Annotated in this window: 14 protein-coding genes and 1 pseudogene; 10 read left to right on the top strand and 5 right to left on the bottom strand. The window is 60.3% G+C overall.

What is annotated here, in order from left to right; genetic code table 11:
* Window positions 1–176: 176 nt before the first annotated feature.
* From rarD to LOY68_RS29245, 5 genes and pseudogenes are all read right to left on the bottom strand, one after another.
* Window positions 177–1,058: pseudogene (gene rarD / locus LOY68_RS29265) on the bottom strand (EamA family transporter RarD); the annotation flags it as partial.
* A gap of 174 nt (window positions 1,059–1,232) precedes the next feature.
* Complete coding sequence (locus LOY68_RS29260; RefSeq protein WP_054616850.1) at window positions 1,233–2,207, bottom strand: serine/threonine protein kinase; 975 nt, start codon at window positions 2,205–2,207, stop codon at window positions 1,233–1,235.
* 165 nt (window positions 2,208–2,372) lie between these two features.
* Window positions 2,373–4,274, bottom strand: coding sequence for a PhoX family protein (locus LOY68_RS29255; RefSeq protein WP_265041301.1), 1,902 nt, complete (start codon window positions 4,272–4,274; stop codon window positions 2,373–2,375).
* A 58-nt stretch (window positions 4,275–4,332) separates the two neighbouring features.
* Complete coding sequence (locus tag LOY68_RS29250) at window positions 4,333–5,097, bottom strand: TOBE domain-containing protein (protein ID WP_265041300.1); 765 nt, start codon at window positions 5,095–5,097, stop codon at window positions 4,333–4,335.
* A gap of 187 nt (window positions 5,098–5,284) precedes the next feature.
* Window positions 5,285–6,025, bottom strand: coding sequence for a ComF family protein (locus LOY68_RS29245; RefSeq protein WP_265041299.1), 741 nt, complete (start codon window positions 6,023–6,025; stop codon window positions 5,285–5,287).
* Window positions 6,026–6,116: 91 nt separating this feature from the next.
* Here LOY68_RS29245 and bioB point away from each other — a divergent pair, with 91 nt between their 5' ends.
* From bioB to LOY68_RS29195, 10 genes are all read left to right on the top strand, one after another.
* Window positions 6,117–7,172, top strand: a complete 1,056-nt coding sequence (bioB, locus tag LOY68_RS29240; RefSeq protein ID WP_163911215.1) for a biotin synthase BioB — start codon at window positions 6,117–6,119, stop codon at window positions 7,170–7,172.
* Between the two features lie 147 nt (window positions 7,173–7,319).
* Window positions 7,320–8,498 (top strand): 8-amino-7-oxononanoate synthase, encoded by a 1,179-nt coding sequence (bioF, locus tag LOY68_RS29235; RefSeq protein ID WP_265041296.1) that lies wholly within the window; start codon window positions 7,320–7,322, stop codon window positions 8,496–8,498.
* Window positions 8,491–9,222: an alpha/beta fold hydrolase gene (locus LOY68_RS29230; RefSeq protein WP_265041295.1), complete on the top strand. Its 732-nt coding sequence runs from the start codon at window positions 8,491–8,493 to the stop codon at window positions 9,220–9,222. Before bioF ends, LOY68_RS29230 begins: the two co-directional genes overlap by 8 nt.
* On the top strand, window positions 9,215–10,027 hold the full coding sequence (gene bioC / locus LOY68_RS29225; RefSeq protein WP_265041294.1) for a malonyl-ACP O-methyltransferase BioC: 813 nt from the start codon (window positions 9,215–9,217) through the stop codon (window positions 10,025–10,027). Before LOY68_RS29230 ends, bioC begins: the two co-directional genes overlap by 8 nt.
* Window positions 10,024–10,704, top strand: coding sequence for a dethiobiotin synthase (gene bioD, locus LOY68_RS29220; protein WP_265041293.1), 681 nt, complete (start codon window positions 10,024–10,026; stop codon window positions 10,702–10,704). The genes bioC and bioD overlap by 4 nt, the downstream gene beginning before the upstream one ends.
* Window positions 10,705–10,813: 109 nt before the next feature.
* Entirely contained in the window at window positions 10,814–11,110 is a 297-nt protein-coding gene (locus tag LOY68_RS29215; protein ID WP_163911227.1) for a pyrroloquinoline quinone biosynthesis protein PqqE, read from the top strand.
* Window positions 11,111–11,387: 277 nt separating this feature from the next.
* A complete protein-coding gene (locus tag LOY68_RS29210) occupies window positions 11,388–13,193 on the top strand; it encodes a phenylacyl-CoA dehydrogenase (RefSeq protein WP_123513098.1) in 1,806 nt (601 codons plus the stop codon).
* Between the two features lie 228 nt (window positions 13,194–13,421).
* A complete protein-coding gene (locus LOY68_RS29205) occupies window positions 13,422–15,530 on the top strand; it encodes a cytochrome-c peroxidase (protein ID WP_265041290.1) in 2,109 nt (702 codons plus the stop codon).
* Window positions 15,531–15,735: 205 nt separating this feature from the next.
* Window positions 15,736–17,022, top strand: coding sequence for a GGDEF domain-containing protein (locus LOY68_RS29200; protein ID WP_163911231.1), 1,287 nt, complete (start codon window positions 15,736–15,738; stop codon window positions 17,020–17,022).
* A gap of 90 nt (window positions 17,023–17,112) precedes the next feature.
* Window positions 17,113–18,909 (top strand): acyl-CoA dehydrogenase C-terminal domain-containing protein, encoded by a 1,797-nt coding sequence (locus tag LOY68_RS29195; RefSeq protein WP_265041288.1) that lies wholly within the window; start codon window positions 17,113–17,115, stop codon window positions 18,907–18,909.
* The last annotated feature ends 41 nt before the right edge of the window (window positions 18,910–18,950 follow it).

Raw genomic sequence — 18,950 nt, 5'->3', positions numbered from 1 at the left:
GTAGAGACACCTCGCCAGGCCACGCCGGCCGGGGTTCTTCAGGATCTGATCAAAAAACCAGCAGTTTCAACAAGTTGCGCACAAACGCCGGGGATCACGCTGTGGATAACCTTGGGAAGGATTGATGCAGGCCACGAACAACGTGGCCTGTAGAGGTTTGTACGTTTTCTGATCAGCTGCCGACGCATGCTGATCACCGCATCGACGCTGTAAATCGCCAGGCCCGCCCAGATAAAGATGAACGCCACCAGGGTGCTGGACGACAAGTGTTCGTCAAACAGCAGGACGGCTTGCAGAAGCACCAATGTCGGCGCCAGGTACTGGAGAAATCCGAGGGTGGTGTAGGGCAAATGCCGTGCGGCGGCGTTGAAACATACCAACGGCACCAATGTCACCGGACCGGCCGCCACCAGCCACCAGGCTTCAGACGTGGTCCAGAACGCCGGTTGTGCACTGGCCGCCGACGGATTGAACAGCAACCACGCCACGGCAATCGGCACCAGCATCCAGGTTTCCACCACCAGCCCCGGCAATGCCTTGACTGGCGCTTGTTTGCGAATCAGCCCGTAGAAGCCGAAGGTCAGCGCCAGCACCAGCGACACCCACGGCAGACTGCCGACTTGCCACACTTGCTGCGCCACGCCAACCGCTGCCAGACCCACCGCGATCCATTGCATGCGCCGCAGTCGTTCGCCGAGGATCAGCATCCCCAGCAGCACGTTCACCAGCGGGTTGATGTAGTAACCGAGGCTGGCTTCGAGCATCCGCCCGTTGTTCACCGACCAGACGTAAGTCAGCCAGTTGGCCGCGATCAGCGTGCCGCTCAGGGCCAGGATCGCCAGGCGCTTGGGGTTGTCCCGCAGTTCGCGCCACCAGCCCGGATGCTTCCAGACCATCAGCAGCAAAGCGCCGAACAGTGCAGACCAGAGCACCCGGTGGATAATGATTTCTACAGCCGGCACCGAGGCGATGGCTTTGAAGTAGATGGGGAAAAGTCCCCAGATGATGTAGGCAGTGAGGCCCAGGATGTACCCGCGACGCGGGTTGGCGGCTTGCATGCAGAATCCTTGCTTAGGCAGCTAACAAAGAGGGGATTGTAAGGAGAATTGTCGGAATGGTCGCGGACCTTGTGGGAGCGGGCTTGCTCGCGAATGCGGTGGGTCAGGCAACATATTTGCCGAATGACCCACCGCATTCGCGAGCAAGCCTCGCTCCTACAGGGGGTTGCGGTGTTAGAAGAGTTTCAGGGGTTCTTCGTTGAGCGCGGACAACTGCTCGCGCAACGCCAACACCTGATCGCCCCAATACCGCTCGCTGCCGAACCACGGAAAACTGTGGGGGAACGCCGGGTCATCCCAGCGCCGTGCGAGCCAGGCGCTGTAGTGCATCAGGCGCAAGGCGCGCAACGGTTCGATCAGCGCCAATTCACGCGGGTCGAAGTCATGAAACTCGTTGTAACCGTCCATCAATTCCGACAACTGACCGAGACATTCCTGACGATCTCCGGCGAGCATCATCCAGATGTCCTGCACTGCCGGGCCCATGCGGCAGTCGTCCAGGTCGACGATGTGGAACATCTCGTCGCGGCACATCATGTTGCCGGGGTGGCAATCGCCGTGCATGCGGATGTTCTGGTGCGGCGTGGCCTTGTAGACCTCTTCCACACGCTTGAGCAGGTCGCGGGCCACGGACTCGTAGGCCGGCAGCAGGCTCTTCGGTACGAAATTGCCTTCGAGCAAGGTGTTCAGCGAATCGTGGCCGAAGTTTTTCACGCCCAGCGCTTCACGGTGCTCAAACGGCTTGGTCGCGCCGACGGCGTGCAGGCGTCCGAGCAATTGGCCCAGGCGATACAGCTGATCAAGATTGCCTGGCTCTGGCGCGCGGCCGCCACGGCGAGGAAACAGGGTGAAGCGGAACCCGGCGTGTTCATGCAGGCTGGCGCCGTTGTGAATCATCGGCGCGACCACCGGCACATCGCATTCGGCGAGTTCGAAAGTGAACTGGTGCTCTTCGAGAATCGCTTCGTTGGTCCAGCGCTGCGGGCGGTAGAACTTGGCGATCAGCGGCTCGGAGTCTTCGATGCCGACTTGGTAGACGCGGTTTTCGTAGCTGTTGAGCGCCAGAATGCGCGCGTCGCTGAGAAAGCCGATGCTTTCGACGGCATCGAGCACGAGGTCTGGGGTGAGGGTTGCAAACGGGTGGGCCATGCTGACTCCTGCGCGCAGCAGGCTGCCGCGTCCGGCCAAGCATGGTAGCGCAGACGGGGGAAGATAGGTGGTGACTGTGTGCGGACGCCTTCGCGGGCAAGCCTCGCTCCTACAGGATTATGCAGATTCCTTGTAGGAGCGAGGCTTGCCCGCGAAGAGGGCCTGTCAGGCGCCGACGATCCCGCCGTCCTCGCGGGTAATCGCCATCACCGAAGACCGTGGCTTGCCGTTAGGCAAATGCTCAGGAAAGGTCGAACCACCGTTCTCGCCCGGATGCTGAATCCCGACGAACAGGGTTTTCTGATCCGGTGAGAAGCTGATCCCCGTCACTTCACAACCAATCGGTCCGACCATGAACCGGCGAATTTCCCCGGTCACCGGGTCGGCGCAGAGCATCTGGTTATTGCCCATGCCCGCGAAATCCCCGGAATTGCTCGAATCGCCATCAGTCAGAATCCACAAGCGTCCAGCCTTGTCAAACCCCAGGCCGTCCGGGCTGTTGAACATGTTCTGCGGGGTGATATTCGTCGAGCCGCCCTTCGGTGTGCCGGCATGCACGCCCGGATTGCCGGCGACCACGAACAAGTCCCAGGCGAAGCTTTTCGAGCCGTGATCATCACGGTCGGTGCGCCAGCGCAGGATCTGTCCGTAAACGTTTTTCTCCCGCGGGTTCGGCCCGCCCACCGGTTGACCGTCTTCGCCGCGCTTGGCGTTGTTGGTCAGGGTGCAATAAACCTGGCCGTCCTTGGGGCTGACGACGATCCATTCCGGGCGGTCCATGCGTGTAGCGTTGACCACACTGGCGGCGAGGCGCGTGTGAATCAGCACTTCGGCCTGGTCGGCAAAACCGCTGCTGGCGTCGATGCCATTCTTGCCGTGGGTCAGTTCGATCCACTGGCCCTGGCCTTTCGGGTGATCGGCATTGCCGTCGCCCGCGTCGAAACGCGCCACGTACAAGGTGCCGTGGTCCAACAGGTCGCGATTGGCTTTCGGATTCTTGTGGTTGATCTTGTCGCGGCTGACGAATTTGTAGATGAATTCGCCGCGCTCATCGTCGCCCATGTAGACCACTGCGTGGCCGTCTTTGGTTTCGGCCAGGGCGGCGTTTTCATGTTTGCAACGGCCCAGTGCCGTACGTTTGACCGGCGTCGACTTCGGGTCGAACGGGTCGATTTCCACCACCCAGCCGTGACGATTGAGTTCGTTGGGGTTTTTCGCCAGATCGAAACGCGGGTCGTGTTGGTGCCAGTTGATTTCCTTGCTGGCGGCCACCGCGCCGTAGCGTTTTTGTGCAGCATCGAATTTTTGCTCGGCGTTGCTGCTGCCGAAACAATCGGTGAAGTTCTCTTCGCAGGTCAGGTAAGTGCCCCACGGCGTTTTGCCGTTGGCGCAGTTCTGGAAGGTGCCGAGGACTTGCTTGCCGTGCGGGTCGGCGCTGGTTTTCAACAATTCGTGACCGGCCGCCGGGCCGCTAAAACGCAGCGGCGAGTTGCCGTGGATGCGCCGGTTGTAGCGCGAGCCCTGGACGAATTTCCACTGGCCGTTCTTGCGCTGCACTTCGATCACCGTCACGCCTTCACAGGCCAAAGCTTTGCGCACTTCTTCCGCCGATTGCGGCATGCCGCCGTGGGCGTAGAGGTAGCGGTAGTTGGTGTATTCATTGTTGATCGCCATCAGCGCCCGGTCTTTTTCACCGGGAAACTCGAACAGGCTCATGCCGTCATTGTTGTCGCCGAACTGCAGTTCCTGATGTTCGGCGCTGCCGTTGCCGCTCGGATCGAAAGCAGGGCCGTTCTTCTGCAACGGCTGGCCCCAGCTGATCAACACCGAGGACTTGTAGCCCGGCGGCAGGGTGATGGCGTCGGTCGTGGCGGCGGCGATGCTGTCGAAACCCAGCAGTTTGCTCGAGCCAGCGCTGACACTCGCGGCCAGCACGCTGCGGCTCAGCAGGTTGCCACCGAGGAACATCGCCGCACCGCAGAGGGCGCCGGCGCTGATAAAACCGCGACGGCTGAGGCCGACCATTTTTTCCAGGTCGGTGGATTGGTGTTCTTCTAATAGGCTCACATCAGGCTCCCTGCGGGTTTTTGCAGTCACCTTAATGAGCGTTAGTGAAGGTTTTGTTTCAGAGCGGTGTACCGAGCAGGACGTTGGACGGCGCGAATTGCACCAACACCGGTTGGTCGACGCCAAGGCCGGAGGTTCTTAAATGCAGCGGCTCGGCCAGGGCGCACAGCGTCTGGCCATTGGGCAGGCCGATGCGTACTTCGCTGGGGCCGTCTTCGGCGTCGAGGATTTCCTCGATCGTGCCGTTCAAGCAATTGTTGCCAGGTGTTGCAGCTTGATCGACGGCCAACAATTCCAGCCATCCGGCCTTGATCAGGGCGACGACTTCGGTGCCGATTTGTAGCTCCAGGCGCAAGGTGCTGTCGTGAGTGATCTGCGCGTCGATGCTCAAGCCTTCGGCCAGTTCGAGACGAATGTTGTCGTTACGGCCCTGGGATTCGATCGCCGCGACTTTGCCGTGCAATTGATTGCGCGCACTGGTGCGCAGCATCAGGCGGCCAAGCAGGTCGAGGTCGCTGGCGTCTTCGGCGGCTTCCAGCACCTGGGCCTGCAACACTTGCAGCTTTTGATAGAGGCGCAACACCCGCTGACCCTCTTCGGACAACTTGGCGCCACCGCCGCCCTTGCCGCCGACGCTGCGCTCCACCAGCGGCTTTTGCGCGAGGTTGTTCAGTTCATCGATAGCGTCCCATGCCGCCTTGTAACTCAGGCCCGCGCTTTTCGCGGCGCGGGTGATCGAGCCTTGTTCGGCGATGTGTTGCAGCAGGGCAATGCGCTGCGGACGGCGGACGATGTGCTGGGACAATAAAGTAGGCAGGGACATGGCGAGTGCTTTGGGCGGTGGCGGTTGGAGGACGTTGGCGGCTTGGGGCTCGGGAGTCAAGTCAGGCGCCAAACAGTCTGGTTGAACTCAGTCCCTGTGGGAGCGGGCTTGCTCGCGAAAGCGATCTGTCTGTCACATCGATGCTGGATGTGCCGCCGTCTTCGCGAGCAAGCCCGCTCCCACAGGGTCAAGTGGTGTCGCCGGGTTTTGGTGTGCGGGCCAGGCAGTAGACGTCTACTCGGGCGGCACCGGCGTCTATCAACAACCGCGCCAGGGTTTGCGCGGTCGCACCCGTAGTCAGCACATCGTCGATCAGGGCCAGATGACGGCCCGTGACAGACGCACCGGGTGCGAGGGCGAAGGCATTCCGCAAGTTTCGCCTGCGGGCTTCGGCCTTCAGTTCCTGTTGCGCGCTGGTGTCCTGAATCCTCAACAACAGTGTTTCGTCGCAAGCAATGTCCAAGTATTCACTGAGCCAGCGCGCGAGCATCGCCGCTTGATTAAAACCCCGCTGACGCAGGCGTTTGGTCGCCAGCGGCACCGGGATCAGCAGATCGGGTCGCTCCAGGTCTTCATCGAAGCGATGTTGCAGGAACTGCGCAAGAAGTTCGCCGAGCAGGCGGCCAAACGGCCACTTCGCGTTGTGTTTGAAACGGGTGATCAACGTGTCCACCGGAAAGCTGTAGGTCCAGGGCGCCGCGACGCGCTCAAAGGCCGGTGGTTGTTTAAGGCATTGGCCGCATGTCAGGCCAGACGCGGGCAGCGGCAGGGCGCAGGTCTGGCAGTGATCGCCGAGCCAGGGCAGCTCGGTTTCGCAGGCTGTACAGATGGGTGTTATGTCATCGGCGGGCTCTGAACAGAGCAAACAGGATTGTTTATTTTTTAACCAGATGTAAACCAGTCCTTCGCATCGTGGTTGACAGCGCATCGCTCTTCCTTAAATATGCCGAACATCCGTGTCGCGCCTGTGGGTATTCCATTCCCCAGCCGCTTGCCAAGCATAAATCAAGGAAACGCCCATGAGCGCCAGCACCTCTGCAACCCTGCGTCATGACTGGTCTTTGGCCGAAGTCAAAGCACTCTTCGTTCAGCCATTCAACGACCTGTTGTTCCAGGCGCAGACCGTGCACCGCGCGCATTTCGACGCCAACCGGGTCCAGGTTTCCACGCTGCTGTCGATCAAAACCGGCGCTTGCCCGGAAGATTGCAAATATTGTCCGCAGTCCGGTCACTACAACACCGGCCTGGAAAAAGAAAAACTGATGGAAGTGCAGAAGGTCCTCGAAGAGGCCGCTCGCGCCAAGGCCATCGGTTCGACCCGTTTCTGCATGGGCGCGGCGTGGAAACATCCGTCGGCCAAAGACATGCCGTACGTGCTGGAGATGGTCAAGGGCGTGAAAGCCATGGGTCTGGAAACCTGCATGACCCTCGGTCGCCTCGACCAGGACCAGACCGTTGCGCTGGCCGACGCAGGCCTCGATTACTACAACCACAACCTTGATACGTCGCCGGAGTTCTACGGCAGCATCATCACCACCCGCACCTACAGCGAGCGCCTGCAAACACTGGCCTACGTGCGTGAGTCTGGGATGAAGATATGCTCCGGCGGCATCCTCGGCATGGGCGAGTCCCTCGACGACCGCGCCAACCTGCTGATCCAGCTGGCCAACCTGCCGGAGCATCCGGAGTCGGTGCCGATCAACATGCTGGTGAAAGTCGCCGGTACGCCGCTGGAAAACGCCGATGACATCGACCCGTTCGACTTCATCCGCATGCTCGCCGTCGCGCGCATCCTGATGCCGCAATCCCACGTGCGCCTGTCCGCCGGCCGCGAAGCGATGAACGAGCAAATGCAGGCACTGGCATTCTTCGCCGGCGCCAACTCGATTTTCTACGGCGACAAGTTGCTGACCACCGCCAACCCGCAGGCCGACAAGGACATGCAACTGTTCTCGCGCCTGGGCATCCTGCCGGAAGCGCGCGAAGAGCATGCCGACGAAGTGCACCAAGCGGCTATCGAGCAGGCGTTGGTTGAGCAGAAGAGCAGCGAGCAGTTCTATAACGCTGCTGTTTGACCCGACACAAATCCAATGTGGGAGCGGGCTTGCTCGCGAATGCGGAGTTTCAGTCACCATCCATGTTGGATGTGACGGCCCCTTCGCGAGCAAGCCCGCTCCCACACTGGGATTGGGTGCATTCCCATATTGATCTTCGAGGCCTGCATGTCTTTCGATCTCGCCGCACGCCTTGCTGCCCGTCGTGCCGACAATCTCTATCGCCAACGCCCGCTGCTCGAAAGCCCTCAAGGCCCGGAAGTGGTGGTTGATGGCCAGCCGTTGCTCGCGTTCTGCAACAACGACTACCTGGGCCTGGCCAATCACCCGCAAGTGATCGAAGCCTGGCGCGCTGGCGCAGCGCGTTGGGGCGTCGGCGGCGGGGCTTCGCACTTGGTCATCGGCCACAGCACGCCGCACCATGAGCTGGAAGAAGCGCTGGCCGATCTCACCGGTCGTCCGCGCGCGCTGCTGTTTACCACCGGTTACATGGCGAACCTCGGCGCAGTCACCGCGTTGGTCGGGCAGGGCGATACGGTGCTGGAAGACCGGCTCAATCACGCGTCGCTGCTGGATGCCGGGTTGTTGTCCGGTGCGCGCTTCAATCGTTATCTGCACAACGACGCGGCCAGTCTGGCCAAGCGTCTGGAGAAAGCCACCGGCAATACGCTGGTGGTCACCGATGGCGTTTTCAGTATGGACGGCGATATCGCCGACCTGCCGGCGCTGGCGCGAGAAGCCAAGGCCAAAGGCGCGTGGCTGATGGTTGACGATGCCCACGGTTTTGGTCCGCTGGGCGCCAACGGTGGCGGGATTGTCGAGCATTTTGGCTTGAGTCAGGAGGACGTGCCGGTGTTGGTCGGCACCCTCGGCAAGGCGTTCGGTACGGCCGGGGCGTTTGTGGCGGGTAGCGAAGAGCTGATTGAGAGCCTGATCCAGTTTGCGCGTCCCTACATCTACACCACCAGCCAGCCACCGGCGCTGGCCTGCGCGACGCTGAAAAGTCTCGAATTACTGCGCAGCGAGCATTGGCGACGCGAGCACCTTAATGTGCTGATCCGTCAATTCCGTCGCGGTGCCGAGCAGATCGGCCTGGAACTCATGGACAGCTTCACACCGATCCAGCCGATCATGATTGGAGATGCCGGTCGCGCGGTGCGGCTGTCACAGATGCTGCGCGAGCGCGGCTTGATGGTCACTGCGATCCGTCCGCCGACGGTGCCGGCCGGCAGCGCTCGCTTGCGGGTGACCCTGACCGCTGCCCACAGCGAAGCGCAGGTGCAGCTATTGTTAAATGGACTCGCCGATTGTTTTGCACAACTGGGACCGGAGCCAAGCCATGCGTAATCGACTGATTCTGCTGCCCGGTTGGGGCCTCGGGATTTCGCCGCTGGAGCCGTTGGCCGCAGCCTTGCAGGGCCTGGATGAACACCTGCGGGTCGAGATCGAGCCGTTGTCGGAACTGGCGTCGGGCGAGCTGCAAGAGTGGCTCGATGAACTGGATTCGACAGTGCCTCAGGATACCTGGCTCGGTGGCTGGTCATTGGGCGGCATGCTCGCGTCCGAGTTGGCGGCGCGGCGCGGTGATCGCTGCTGCGGCTTGCTGACCCTGGCGAGCAATCCTTCGTTTGTCGCCCATGAGCAATGGCCGAGCGCGATGCCCGGTGAGACCTTCGACGCGTTTCTGGCCGGTTGCAACGCCGATCCGCGCATGACCTTGAAACGCTTTTCGCTGCTCTGCGCCCAAGGTGCAGAAGACCCACGTGGTCTGTCGCGACTGTTGCTCGGCGGCGCGCCGCATGCGTCGGCGCAAGTCTTGATGAGCGGCCTGGAAGTCCTCGCACAACTGGATACCCGGCAAGCGCTGCAGGCGTTTCGGGGGCCGCAACTGCATCTGTTCGCCGGCCTCGACGGGCTGGTCCCGGCCGAAGCGGCGGGGGACTTGCTGGCGTTGTTGCCGGATGTCGAAATCGGCCTGATCGAACAGGCCAGCCACGCGTTTCTACTGGAAGACCCCCACGGTGTGGCGGGGGCGATCCAGGCCTTTTTGCATGAGTCCGGTGATGACTGATTTATCCCTTCCCAAGCTACCGGGTGGTTTGCCCGATAAACGTCAGGTAGCCGCCTCTTTTTCCCGCGCGGCGTCCAGCTACGACAGCGTCGCTGAATTGCAACGGGATGTTGGCAGCGAGTTGTTGCGTCGGTTGCCCGATGAGTTTGTGCCGGGTCGCTGGCTGGACCTGGGTTGCGGCACCGGTTATTTCAGCCGTGCGCTGGGTGAGCGTTTTCTGGCGAGTCACGGTATTGCGCTGGATATCGCCGAAGGCATGCTCAATCACGCGCGGCCATTGGGTGGCGCCACACACTTTATCGCTGGCGATGCCGAGCGGTTGCCGTTGCAGGATTCGACCTGCGACCTGATCTTTTCCAGCCTCGCGGTGCAGTGGTGTTCAGACTTCGCCTCGGTGCTCAGTGAAGCGTATCGGGCATTAAAACCGGGCGGAATTTTCGCGTTTGCTAGTCTGTGTGTCGGCACGCTGTACGAATTGCGTGACAGCTGGCGTCAGGTGGATGGCATGGTGCACGTCAACCGCTTCCGCGAGTTCGAGACTTATCAACAGCTGTGCGCGGCGAGTGGCTTGCAGGTCATCAGCCTGCAAACCTGTCCACATGTGTTGCATTACCCGGATGTGCGCAGCCTGACCCATGAACTCAAGGCGTTGGGGGCGCATAACCTGAACCCTGGTCGGCCGGGCGGTTTGACTGGCAGGGCGCGAATCCTCGGCCTGGTCGAGGCGTATGAGCAGTTTCGTCAGGCAAAAGGACTGCCGGCGACTTATCAAGTGGTTTATGCCGTGTTGGAGAAACCCTTATGAGCGCAGCCTATTTCATCACCGGTACTGACACTGATGTCGGCAAGACCACCGTTGCTGCAGGTTTGTTGCATGCCGCGCGGTCGGCAGGGTTGAGCACTGCGGCGGGTAAACCCGTGGCTTCCGGCTGCGAGGTGACCCCAAAAGGCTTGCGCAACGCCGACGCCTTGGCGTTGTTGGCGGAATGTTCGGTGCCGCTGACGTATGCACAGGTCAATCCAGTGGCGTTCGAGCCGGCGATCGCTCCGCATCTGGCAGCGCGGGAGGCGGGCATCGCGTTGACGGTGCAATCCTTGTTGACGCCGATGCGCGAGATCCTGGAGATGAACGCGGATTTCACGTTGATCGAAGGGGCCGGCGGCTGGCGCGTGCCGTTGGCGGATCAGGATAATTTGTCGGACCTGGCGATCGCGCTGGATCTGCCGGTGATTCTGGTGGTCGGCGTACGACTGGGTTGCATCAATCATGCGCTGTTGACGGCTGAAGCGATTGCTAACGATGGTCTGCAGTTAGCTGGATGGGTGGCCAACATCATTGAGCCGAAGACCTCGCGCCTGGAGGAGAACCTTGCCACGCTGGCCGAGCGGATACCCGCGCCATGCCTGGGCCGGGTGCCGAAACTCAAGTCGGTGACGGCGGCGGCGGTGGCCGAGCATCTTCAGCTGGATCTGCTCGATTAATGTTTTTGCCTATGACGCGGCACTGTGCCATTAGTGTTTTTGTCGGGTGTTTTGCTGGCGTGTCTGCTTCAATGGCCGCTGTTGATCCTTTATCAGGACGAGTTCTCCCATGGAAATCTCAGGAAGCACCGCTTTTTATGCCGGTCTGAGCACTATTCAGACAGGGCAGAACCGTGTCGATCAGGCCGCCGGCCAGATTGCCAACTCCACCATTGAGCGTTCGCAGACCAGCCAGTCTTCCGAATCTCAGGTCGATCGCCTGCGTTCGGTGGACCGCAGCCAGGAATCTGACCTGGCCAGCAACATGGTCGAGATGTCCCAAGGCAAGTTTCAGGTCGAGCTGGGCGCGAAAGTCGCCAAGGCTTCCGATGAAATGCTCGGGACGTTGATTGATACCTACGCTTGATCGCTAGCTGAACCCGCTACTCCGACGCCGCGAATCTTCGCGGCGTTTTTCTGCGTAAGTCCTTCTCCCTCAACTAATCTTTCCTGCATGGCCTGTTGCCTTTTCGACGGCGGCGCGCGGCTGCGTGGCCGTTGTGCAAGCGCGATGATGACGAACGGCAAAAGATCGGCGCTTGACAAGATTTGGGCGTAAACGTATGTTTCAAACAACTGTTTGACCGCCACAACAAATCAACGCGGTCGTTCATTCCCGGTTACATCAGCAGAGGTTTATCGCTATGCCTGACTACAAGGCCCCCTTGCGTGATATTCGCTTCGTTCGTGACGAACTGCTCGGCTACGAAGCGCACTATCAGAGCCTTCCGGCTTGTGCAGACGCAACTCCGGACATGGTTGACGCCATTCTCGAAGAAGGCGCCAAGTTTTGTGAGCAGGTACTGGCTCCGCTGAACCGCGTGGGTGACACCGAAGGCTGCACCTGGAGCGAGTCCGGCGTTAAAACCCCGACTGGTTTCAAAGAAGCCTACAAACAATTCGTTGAAGGCGGCTGGCCAAGCCTGGCTCACGACGTAGAGCACGGCGGCCAAGGCCTGCCGGAGTCTCTGGGTTTGGCCGTCAGCGAAATGGTCGGCGAAGCCAACTGGTCGTGGGGCATGTACCCAGGCCTGTCCCATGGCGCGATGAACACCATTTCCGAGCACGGTACGCCTGAGCAGCAAGAGGCTTACCTGACCAAACTGGTTTCCGGCGAATGGACCGGCACCATGTGCCTGACCGAACCGCACTGCGGCACCGACCTGGGCATGTTGCGCACCAAGGCCGAACCTCAGGCCGACGGTTCCTACAAAGTCTCCGGCACCAAGATCTTCATCTCGGCTGGCGAACACGACATGGCCGACAACATCGTCCACATCGTGCTGGCTCGCCTGCCGGACGCACCGGCTGGCACCAAAGGCATTTCGCTGTTTATCGTTCCCAAGTTCATGCCGAACGCTGACGGTTCGATCGGCGCTCGCAACGCTGTGACCTGCGGTTCCCTGGAACACAAGATGGGCATCCACGGTAACGCCACTTGCGTGATGAACTTCGACGGGGCCACCGGTTTCCTGATCGGCCCGGCGAACAAAGGCCTGAACTGCATGTTCACCTTTATGAACACCGCTCGCCTGGGCACCGCGCTGCAAGGTCTGGCTCACGCCGAAATCGGCTTCCAGGGCGGCCTGAAATACGCTCGCGATCGCCTGCAAATGCGCTCGCTGACTGGCCCGAAAGCGCCAGAAAAAGCCGCTGATCCGATCATCGTGCACCCAGACGTCCGTCGCATGCTGTTGACCATGAAGGCGTTCGCCGAAGGCAACCGCGCGATGGTTTACTTCACTGCTAAACAAGTCGACATCGTCAAATACGGCGTGGATGAAGAAGAGAAGAAGAAAGCCGACGCACTGCTGGCCTTCATGACTCCAATCGCCAAAGCCTTCATGACTGAAGTCGGCTTCGAATCCGCTAACCACGGCGTGCAAATCTACGGCGGCCACGGCTTCATCGCCGAGTGGGGCATGGAGCAGAACGTTCGCGACAGCCGCATTTCGATGCTGTACGAAGGCACCACCGGTATCCAGGCACTCGACTTGCTGGGCCGTAAAGTGTTGATGACCCAAGGCGAAGCTCTGAAAGGCTTCACCAAGATCGTCCACAAGTTCTGCCAGACCAACGAAGGCAACGAAGCGGTCAAAGAGTTCGTCGAGCCATTGGCTGCGCTGAACAAAGAGTGGGGCGAACTGACCATGAAGGTCGGCATGGCCGCCATGAAAGATCGCGAAGAAGTCGGCGCGGCCTCCGTGGACTACCTGATGTACTCCGGTTACGCCTGCCTGGCCTACTTCTGGGCTGACATGGCGCGCCTGGCTGCCGAGAAACTGGCTGCCGGCACCACCGAAACGGCGTTCTACACCGCCAAGCTGCAGACTGCACGCTTCTACTTCCAGCGCATCCTGCCGCGTACCCGCACTCACGTAGTGACCATGCTGTCGGGCGCCAACAACCTGATGGACATGAAAGAAGAAGACTTCGCACTGGGCTACTAAGCCTTAGCGCTGTCCTTCAAAGGCCGCTGTTCCTTCGGGAGCAGCGGCTTTTTTTTGCCTTGAATTCGAGCCCCCATTGTTGGGACCCAATCCCCGGTTTTAACGCCCCGGAATAATCGTATTGGCCGGGTAAAGCCAGACAGGCCGGGCCTTCAGCGTACTGGCAGATTAATTGCAAAATCCCTGGAAACAATAAATCGAATCAGCGTTGTCGTCAGGGTGAAACACATGAACATCGTTCGAATGGTTGGTTTGGCCTGCCTGTTCGTGCTGCCCGTCCAGGGCGTTTGGGCCGCGACAGCGCCAGAGATTGATGTTCCCGCCCCTGAGATCCCCACCCTGCAATCACTGCGCGGCATGACGCCACCCGATCCATCGGGAACCGAAGGCGGGCGCAAGGTCGACTTGATGACTGATTATGTCCTCAACCGCTCAGCAGCGATCCTGCTAGGCAAAGCGTTGTTCTGGGACATGGAGATCGGCAGCGATGGCTCGACCGCTTGTGCGTCCTGCCACTATCACGCCGGGGTCGATCACCGGATTACCAACCAGATCAACCCTGGCCAGGCGCACACCAATGCCAACGTGGCGTCGATCTTCAACAAACCGTTTGTAGCGTCTGACATCCCCGGCGACGTGGCTTCCTACGCCACTAAATCCGGAGGCAAGGGCGGCCCGAACTACACGCTGAAGAAAACCGACTTCCCGACCCACGTGCTGGCCGATCCGCTGGATCGCAATTCGCCGATCGTCTATTCCACCGACGACGTGATCGGCTCCCAAGGTGTATTCGACGCCAACTTCGTCAAGCCGCATCAGCCGCGTTTCGACAAGTGCACGCAGCAACCGGACGGCATTTTTCAGGTCGGCGGCATCAACGTCCGCCGCAGTACCGGACGCAATGCGCCGACGGTGATCAACGCCGCGTTCAACGTGCGAAATTTCTGGGATGGTCGTGCGAACAATGTGTTCAACGGCTTCTCGCCGTTCGGTAATCGCGATCCTGATGCAGGAATTTTCGTCACCAGTGATCGCAGTGGCGTGGCGACCAAAGTGCGGCTGGCACTCAAGGATGCTTCGGCGGCTTCGCAAGCCGTGGGGCCTCCGGGCAGTCCGGTGGAAATGTCCTGCGGCGGGCGCACCTTCGCAGACATCGGTCGACGTATGCTCGACACGCTGATGCTCAAGCAACAACGGATTTCCTCGAACGATTCGGTGCTGGCCCCGGTTTCCGGTGCGCGTCGGCCGACTTACCGTGAGCTGATCAAGGCTGCTTTCCAGCCACGGCTGTGGAATGCCACACAACAAGTGTTGCTGGGCGATGCGCCGTACACCCAGATGGAGGCCAACTTCCCGCTGTTCTTCGGGCTGGCGATCCAGATGTATGAATCGACTTTGATCTCGGACCAAGCCCCGTTGGATGCCTACTTGCAAGGTAATCAACAGGCAATGAATGCCCAGCAGGTGCAGGGCATGAACCTGTTCCTCGGCAAGGGCAAATGCATCGCTTGTCACGGCGGCGCGGAGCTGACCAACGCTGGCAGCCGTTTGCTGTTCCATCCCCGTGAGCGCATCGAACGCATGTTGATGGCCGACAACCTCACCACGCTCTACGACAACGGCTTCTACAACACCGGTGTGCGTCCGACCTCGGAAGACCTGGCGCTCGGCGGTTCGGACGCGTGGGGCAATCCGTTGTCCTTCACCCGTGAGTACAACACCCTGTTGCAGGGCGGCAACGTGCCTGACCCGCTCGATGTCGATGTCTGCACCTTCGAAACACCGTTGAGTGCGGCGCTGCCCTGCGACGCAACGCTCAAGCCCAATGTCGGTTTCCGTGATGCGGTCGATGGCGCCTTCAAGACGCCGACGCTGCGTAACATCGCGCTGACCGGGCCGTATTTCCACAACGGCAGCCGGGCGACGCTTAAACAGGTGATGGAGTTCTACAACCGCGGCGGCGACCGGCGCGGTGAGGATGCGAGCAACACCAGCGGCTTCGAACATCCGTCGGCGAATCAGCACAACGCCTCGAACCTCGATCCGGACATGACTTCGCTGAACCTGACCCCCGATGAGGTGGATGCACTGGTGAAATTCATGGAAGTCGGGCTGACCGATCCACGCGTTGCCTGGGAGCAGGCGCCGTTCGATCATCCGTCGCTGGTCATTCCGCAGGGCCATGTGGGGGACGAAAACGCGGTGACGGCGCGGGCCGTCAGTCCGAAGATTTCGACCCGGCAGGCGCTCGATGCACCGATTTCGCTCAAACCGATTGGCGCAGAAGGTCGCAGTGTCAGTGAGGGGCCGTTGCAGGCGTTCTATAACGATCTTTGAACCAGGCAAATTCTTGTGGCGAGAGAACAATCTCCCTCGCCACAGTTTTGCGCTGTCATTAAAAAACCTCGGTAACTTCCTCAGAAACTCAGCATTTCTGCCGTTAAAGAGACGTTCACGTGACCTGCGTCACATTTCGTGTGCTTAATCGTGCGCTTTGCAGGCACAATGCCATCAACTGCTATGCCGGGTCGGAGCTTTACCCTTGCCGCGTTCTTCCGCTGTACGTTTCAGCCACTTTTTGCCCTCATTACTGCTATTGCTCGCTGGGCTTTCGGCTGCGTACATCAAGGATCTCAACGTCTTTTTCACTTCGCTGTTCAACGTGCTGCCAACCCTGGTGCTGTTGCTCGGCGGCGCGTATTGCGCGGTATACCGACGCCAGCGCGAACTGTTTCTGATGGTCACCGTATACATCGCCTACTTCCTGCTCGACACCCAAACCGACTATTACCGCGACAACGGCAAGGTTCGCGAAGACGCGGCAGTGGTATTCCACCTCTGCTGTCTGCTGCTGCCGTTGTTGTTCGGCCTGTTCGCGGCGTGGCAGGAGCGTACCCATCTGTTCCAGGACATGGTCGCGCGCTTCGCCGTGTTGCTGGCGTTCGGCAGCGTTGCACTGGGCGTTGAGCAAAGTTACCCACAGGCGCTGCTGATGTGGCTGTCGGAGATCCGCTGGCCTGCGTTGCACGGCGCGTGGATGAGCCTGATCCAGTTGTCCTACCCGGTGTTTATCGCCTCGTTTGTACTGCTGGCCTGGCAATACTGGCGCAACCCGCGACCCTTGCACGCCGCGCAGCTGGTGGGTTTGCTGGGGTTGTTCTGGATGTTGCCGAAAACCTTCATCCTGCCGTTTACCCTGAACATCATGTGCAGCCAGGTGATGTTGATGATTGCCGCGGCCGTTGCCCATGAAGCCTATCAAATGGCCTTCCGCGACGAACTCACCGGTCTGCCGGGCCGCCGCGCATTGAACGAACGCATGCAGCGGCTCGGGCGCAATTACGTGCTGGCCATGAGCGACGTCGATCACTTCAAGAAATTCAACGACACCCACGGTCACGATGTCGGCGATCAGGTGCTGCGACTGGTCGCCAGCAAACTGTCGAAAATCAGCGGAGGCGGTAGGGCGTATCGCTATGGTGGCGAGGAATTCGCCCTGGTATTCGCGGGCAAGACGCTTGAAGAGTGCATGCCGCACCTCGAAGTCATCCGCGAATCGATTGCCTCCTACAACATTCAACTGCGCAACCCGGACCGCCCACAGGACGATCAACAAGGTCGCCAACGTCGAGCCGGTTCCGCTGCGTCCAGCGTGTCGGTCACGGTCAGCATCGGCGTCGCCGAACGCCTGGAACAGCGCACGCCGGAACAAGTGCTCAAATCCGCCGACGAGGCGCTCTACAGCGCCAAGGGCGCCGGGCGAAACTGTGTGGTCGCGTTCGGTCAAAGCCGTCGTGGCGCGGTGCGCATGGACGGCGCTGCGGGTTGAGTGATGATGGCGCATTCAGCGTCTGGACTGTGATTGTGAGGCGTGGGACACGGCAGTAGGTTTGAGCAATCTGCTGCCGGAGAAACGACCATGCCTGAGTACAAAGCTCCCCTGCGCGACATGCGCTTCCTGATCGACCACGTCTTCGACTTTCACGGTAACTACGCCGCGCTGGGCGCTACCGATGCTAGCCCGGACATGGTCAGTGCGATCCTCGAAGAAGGCGCGAAATTCTGTGAGAACGTTCTCTCACCGCTGAATCGCAGCGGCGACGAAGAGGGCTGCCATTTCGACAATGGCGTGGTGACAACGCCTACAGGCTTCAAGCAAGCCTTCGCACAATACGTGGAGGGCGGCTGGCACGGTTTGGCGGCTGATCCGGTGTATGGCGGCCAGGGTCTGCCTCTTTCGCTGGGGCTGGTCATCAGCGAGATGATCGCCTCCAGCAACACCTCCTGGGGCATGTACCCCGGCTTGACCCACGGCGCGATGTCGGCGATTCACGCCCACGGCACCGAAGCGCAAAAACAGACCTACCTGAGCAAACTCACCGCCGGCCAATGGACCGGCACCATGTGCCTGACCGAAGCCCATTGCGGCACCGACCTGGGCATCATCAAGACCCGCGCCGTGCCCCAGGCCGACGGCAGCTACGCGATCTCCGGCAGCAAGATTTTCATCTCCGCCGGTGAACACGACATGAGCGACAACATCATTCATCTGGTGCTGGCCAAACTGCCGGATGCGCCGGCCGGGACCAAGGGCATTTCGCTGTTTATCGTGCCTAAATTCCTGCCCGATGCCGAAGGTGAAGCGGGCGAGCGCAATGGCGTTTCCTGCGGCTCCATCGAACACAAAATGGGCATCAAGGCCTCGGCCACGTGCGTGCTCAATTTTGATGACGCCAAGGGCTTCCTGATCGGTGAAGCCAACAAAGGCCTGAACTGCATGTTCACCATGATGAACCACGCACGCCTGGGCACCGGCATGCAGGGTTTGTGTCTGGGCGAGGCGAGCTTCCAGGGCGCGATCAAATACGCCAACGATCGTTTGCAGATGCGTTCGCTGACCGGACCTAAAGCGCCGGAAAAAGTCGCTGACCCGATCATCGTGCATCCGGATGTACGGCGGATGTTGCTGACCATGAAAGCTTTCAACGAAGGTAACCGCGCGCTGACCTATTTCACCGCGCAGTTGCTGGATGTTGCTCATCTGAGTGCTGACGCAACGGCACGTCAGGAGGCCGAGGACTTGCTGGCGTTCCTGACGCCGATCTGCAAAGCCTTCATGACCGACACCGGGCTGGAAGTGACCAACCATGGCATGCAGGTGTTTGGCGGCCACGGCTTCATCCGCGAGTGGGGCATGGAGCAGCTGGTACGTGACTGCCGGATTGCGCCGATCTACGAGGGCACCAACGGCATTCAGGCGCTGGATCTACTGGGGCGCAAAGTGCTTGGCAGCCAGGGCAAACTGTTGCGTGGCTTTACTAAAATCGTTCACAAGTTCTGCGCTGCAAACGCCGAGCATCCGCAACTCGGCAGCTTCGTCGCTCAGCTCAATGGTTTGAATCAGCAGTGGGGCGAGGTGACCACCAGGATCGGCATGGCTGCGATGAAAAATCCGGACGAAGTCGGTGCGGCGTCGGTGGATTACCTGATGTACAGCGGCTACATCATCCTCGGCTACCTGTGGCTGCGTATGGCGCTGGTGGCTCAGGCGCAACTCGACGACGGCAGCGGCGATGCCGATTATTGCCAGGGCAAATTGGCGACCTGCGAGTTTTATTTCAAGCGATTGCTGCCACGCACCGCCGCTCATCGGGCGGCGATCGAGGCGGGGAGTGATTGCTTGATGAAGTTGCCGGCGGGGTTGTTTGCGCTTTAATCATTGTTAAGAGCTTCGCGGGCGAGCCTCGCTCCTACAAG

The sequence above is a fragment of the Pseudomonas sp. B21-053 genome, from assembly GCF_026016365.1.
Classification (GTDB): domain Bacteria; phylum Pseudomonadota; class Gammaproteobacteria; order Pseudomonadales; family Pseudomonadaceae; genus Aquipseudomonas; species Aquipseudomonas nunensis.
This window is presented reverse-complemented; position numbering and strand designations above follow the sequence as displayed.